This window comes from Streptomyces sp. SAS_270 (genome assembly GCF_052543295.1).
In genome coordinates, this window is sequence record NZ_JBMNDS010000008.1 from 1 (window position 1) to 4,136 (window position 4,136).

Annotated in this window: 4 protein-coding genes; all 4 read left to right on the forward strand. The window is 73.7% G+C overall.

The annotated features are described in order from the left end of the window. The coding region (locus ACN6LB_RS07605) for a DMT family transporter (protein WP_445025105.1) at window positions 1-872 on the forward strand (872 nt) is incomplete at its 5' end. Between the two features lie 53 nt (window positions 873-925). Continuing rightward, entirely contained in the window at window positions 926-1,849 is a 924-nt protein-coding gene (locus tag ACN6LB_RS07610; RefSeq protein WP_356138572.1) for a LysR substrate-binding domain-containing protein, read from the forward strand. 59 nt (window positions 1,850-1,908) lie between these two features. Further along, window positions 1,909-3,246: a sigma-70 family RNA polymerase sigma factor gene (locus ACN6LB_RS07615; RefSeq protein ID WP_445025106.1), complete on the forward strand. Its 1,338-nt coding sequence runs from the start codon at window positions 1,909-1,911 to the stop codon at window positions 3,244-3,246. Window positions 3,247-3,345: 99 nt separating this feature from the next. After that, complete coding sequence (locus tag ACN6LB_RS07620) at window positions 3,346-4,104, forward strand: SDR family NAD(P)-dependent oxidoreductase (RefSeq protein WP_445025107.1); 759 nt, start codon at window positions 3,346-3,348, stop codon at window positions 4,102-4,104. The last annotated feature ends 32 nt before the right edge of the window (window positions 4,105-4,136 follow it).

Sequence of the window (4,136 nt, forward strand, 5' to 3'; positions counted from 1 at the left end):
CCCCCCCCCCCCCCCCCCCCCCCTCCGCCGTCGCCACCCTCGTCTGGTCCGGCAGCTTCGTCGCCTCGCGCGCTCTGCACGACAGCGTGGCGCCGGTCCAACAGGCGTTCTGGCGCTGGCTGATCGCACTCGCGGCGATCGCCCCGTTCACGGCCCGGGAGGCCTGGCGGCAGCGGACCCTGCTGCGCCGCAACCTTCCCCACCTCCTCCTTGCCGCTCTCCTCGGCGTCACCGTCTACAACACCCTGGTCAACCAGGCGGGCGTCTCCACCTCCGCCGGCAACATGGGCATGATCATGGCCGCGTCGCCCGTTCTGATGGCGGCCTACGAACGGGTCGGCGGCGTACGGCTCGGAGCGCGCCGGGTCACCGGGATGCTGATCGCCTGCGCGGGCGTCCTGCTCCTGGTCGGCGGGGGCACATCGGCGAAGGCCCTCTCGGCGGGCGACCTGTGGATGATCGCGGCGGCCCTGTGCTTCGCGTCGTACAGCGCCCTGCTGCGCCGGAGGCCTGCCGAGCTCACCGGCCCCGCCTTCCTGTTCGCGACCTTCGCGCTAGGCACGGCGATGCTGCTCCCGGCGTACGCGCTGAGCGTCGGCGTCCAGGGGACCTTCACCCCCACGACCGCCACCGTCGGCCCCCTCGTCTATGTCGGCGTCCTCTCCTCCGCGGTCGCCTTCTTCGCCTGGAACAAGGCGATCTCCCTGATCGGCGCGGCTCGCGCCGGAGCCGTCTACTACCTTCAGCCGGTGTGCGTGGCGGCCCTGTCGTACGCGCTCCTGGGCGAGTCGGTGGGCGGCACACAGCTGATCTGCATGGCCCTCATCCTCGGCGGAGTCGTCCTCGGCACCGCCGCCCGCACGGCACGCTGACCCCGCCCCGGTCGCCGGCCGGACCCCCGCAACCCGCGGGATAGGTTGCCGCCATGGCCGAGTACGACAAGTGGGACATCAAGAAGCTGCAGATCCTGCGCACTCTGCGGGAGCGGGGCACTGTCACCGCGACCGCGCGGGCACTGCTGCTGACCCCCTCGGCCGTCTCGCAGCAGCTGACCAATCTCGCGAAGCAGCTCGGGGTGCCCCTGCTGGAGGCACAGGGGCGGCGGGTACGGCTCACGGACGCGGCGGAGCTCGTGCTGCGGCACGCGGAAGCCGTGTTCGAGCAACTGGAGCGCGCCGACGCCGACCTGACCGCCTACGTCCAGGGCGAGGCCGGGGAGGTGCGGGTCGGCGCCTTCTCGACGGCCGTGCCCGCACTCGTCGTCCCGGCGGTCCGGGCGCTGCGCACGGCGCACCCCGGGATCTCCGTGCAGGTACGGGAGTCCGAGGCGGCGGAGGCGTACGAACTGCTCGGCGCGGGCTCGGTCGACCTCGCGCTCTCGCTCGCCGCGCAGGCGCCCTCGGCGGCGGACGCCCGCTTCACGCGCGTACCCCTGCTGGCCGACCCCCTCGACCTCGCCCTGCCGCGCGGGCACGCCCTCGCCCGCGCCGACCACGTCCGGCTCGCCGACTTCGCCGCCGAGCCGTGGATCTTCGGCGGCAGCGGCCCCTGGTCGGACATCACCCGAGCGGCGTGCGAGGCCGCCGGTTTCACCCCGCACCAGGGGCACTCGGCGGCCGGCTGGACCGCGATTCTCGCCATGGTCGAGGCGGGGATGGGCGTCGCTCTCGTACCGCGGATGGCCTGCGTACGACGGGACGGGCGGGACGGGGTCCTGATGCGGGAGCTGGACCGGGACCGGCCCCACCGGCATGTGGTCGCCGCGGTACGCCGGGGTGCCGAGGACGCGCCCGCGGTGGGCCGGGTGCTCGACGCGCTGCGGGCGGTGGCGCGGGAGTTGGGACGGTAGCCGTGTGCCGGAGGTAACGTCACGGCGTTCGCGTGTGACGAATTCCCCGGAGGTGTTCGGTGGCCGAGGACGTGGCCGATGACGTGTGCCGGGTGTGCGGCAAGCCCCTGCCCGCGCGGGTCGGGCGGGCGGGGCGGAGTTCCGTGTACTGCTCCGCAGCCTGCCGGCAGAAGGCGTACCGGGAGCGGCAGGCGCCCGAGGAGCCCGCGAGCGTGCGGGGGCTCATCGAGGAGATCGGGCGGCAGGTGCAGCAGCTCGTGCCGACGCCGCCCTCCGTCCTGTACGCCGGAGCGGCGGACCTGGCGTCGTCCGTCGGACGGCTGCGCCGCGTCGCCCGGGTCGCGCGGGACACCGCGAGGCAGGCGGAGCCGGCACGGGATTCCGTCACACCCGAGCCCGTTACGCAATCCCCCCTCGGTGACAACGAGGGCGACTTCGCCGCGCTCGTCGAGTCCTACCGGCGCGAACTGCGCGTCCACTGCTACCGCATCACCGGCTCCTACGACGACTCCGAGGACCTCGTGCAGGAGACCTGTCTGCGGGCCTGGCGGGCGAGGGACACCTTCGAGGGGCGGGCCGGCGCCCGCACCTGGCTGTACCGCATCGCCACCAACGCCTGCCTCGACTTCCAGCGCCGCACCGCCCGCCGCCCGCAGCGCTACGAGCCCGTGCCGGGCATGAACCACGGCACCGGCGAGGCACCCGCCCGGGTCACCTGGCTGCAGCCCTACCCCGACGACGAGCTGCCCACGGCCGAGGAGGACCGGCCGGACGTCGCCGCCGTCTCCCGCGAGACCCTGGAGCTCGTCTTCCTGGCCGCCCTCCAGCATCTGCCGCCCCGCCAGCGGGCGGTGCTGATCCTGCGTGACGTGCTCGGCCTGAGCGCCGCCGAGACCGCCGAGGCCCTCGACCTGACCGTGGCCTCGGCCAACAGCGCCCTGCAACGGGCCCGGCCCACCCTGCGCGACCACCTGCCCCGGGAGCGCGCCGACTGGAGCGCCGGCGAGCCGACGGAGGCCCAACGCACCGTCCTGCAGCGGTACATGGCCGCCGCCGAACAGCTCGACTTCGCGGCGATGACCGACCTGCTCAGCAAGGACGTCACGCTCACCATGCCGCCGAACCCGTTCTGGTTCACGGGCCGCGACGCCCTCGCCGAGTTCCTGCGCCCGACCCTCGACCCGGCGTCCCCCATGTTCTTCGGCCACTGGCGCCACCTGCCCGCCCGCGCCAACGGGCAGCTCGCGGCCGGGGGTTACGTGCGCAGGCCCGGCACGAACGTCTACCGCGCCCAGGTCCTCGACGTCCTGCGCTTCGGCGAGGACGACCGGGTCGTCGAGATCACCTCCTTCGAACCGCACCTCTTCCCCGCGTTCGGACTGCCCCTGCGGCTGTGACCGCATGACCGATGAGCGGCCGGGGTCCCGTGCGTCTGTATGACCGACCGACACGGAACACCTCCGGAACACTCCGGAACACCTTCGAAGGAGATCATCATGCTGCTCACCGACAGGACCGCGATCGTGTACGGCGCCGGCGGCTCCATCGGCGGCGCGGTCGCCCGTGCCTTCGCCGAACAGGGCGCACGGGTCCACCTGGTGGGGCGCACCCGTCGGACGCTGGAGGCGGTGGCCGGCGGCCTCAAGGACGCCGAGGTGGCCGTCGTCGACGCGCTCGACGAGACGGCAGTGGAGGAGCACCTCGCGGGCGTCGGCGACGTCGACATCTCGTTCAACCTCGTCACCCGCGGCGACGTGCAGGGCGCCCCGCTCGTCGACATGCCCGTGGACGACTTCCTGCGGCCCGTGCTCAACGGCGCCCGCGCGAACTTCATCACCGCACGCGCGGCCGGCCGCCGGATGGCCGAGCGCGGCCGCGGAGTGATCCTCACCCTCAACAGCGGCTCCGCGCACGGCAGTCCGATGATGGGCGGCACAGGGCCCGCCGACGCCGCCATCGACACGCTCGTACGCAACCTGGCGGTGGAGCTGGGACCGCTCGGGGTGCGGGCCGTGGGTCTGTGGGCGGCCGGGGTGCCCGAGACGTTCACCGTCGAGAAGCTCGCCGCGGTCAATCCGGCGATCGACGAGGCGGCCGTCCAGGGCATCATCGACCAGCTCGCCGGGATGCGCGCGACCCGCCGCAACCCCACCCTCGCCGAGGTCGCCGCCACCGCCGTCTTCCTCGCCTCCGACCACGCGGCAGGCATCACCGGCACCTTCGTCAACGTGACCGGCGGGATGGTCCTGCGCTGAGAGCACGCAAAGGGGCGCCCGGCATGATGCCG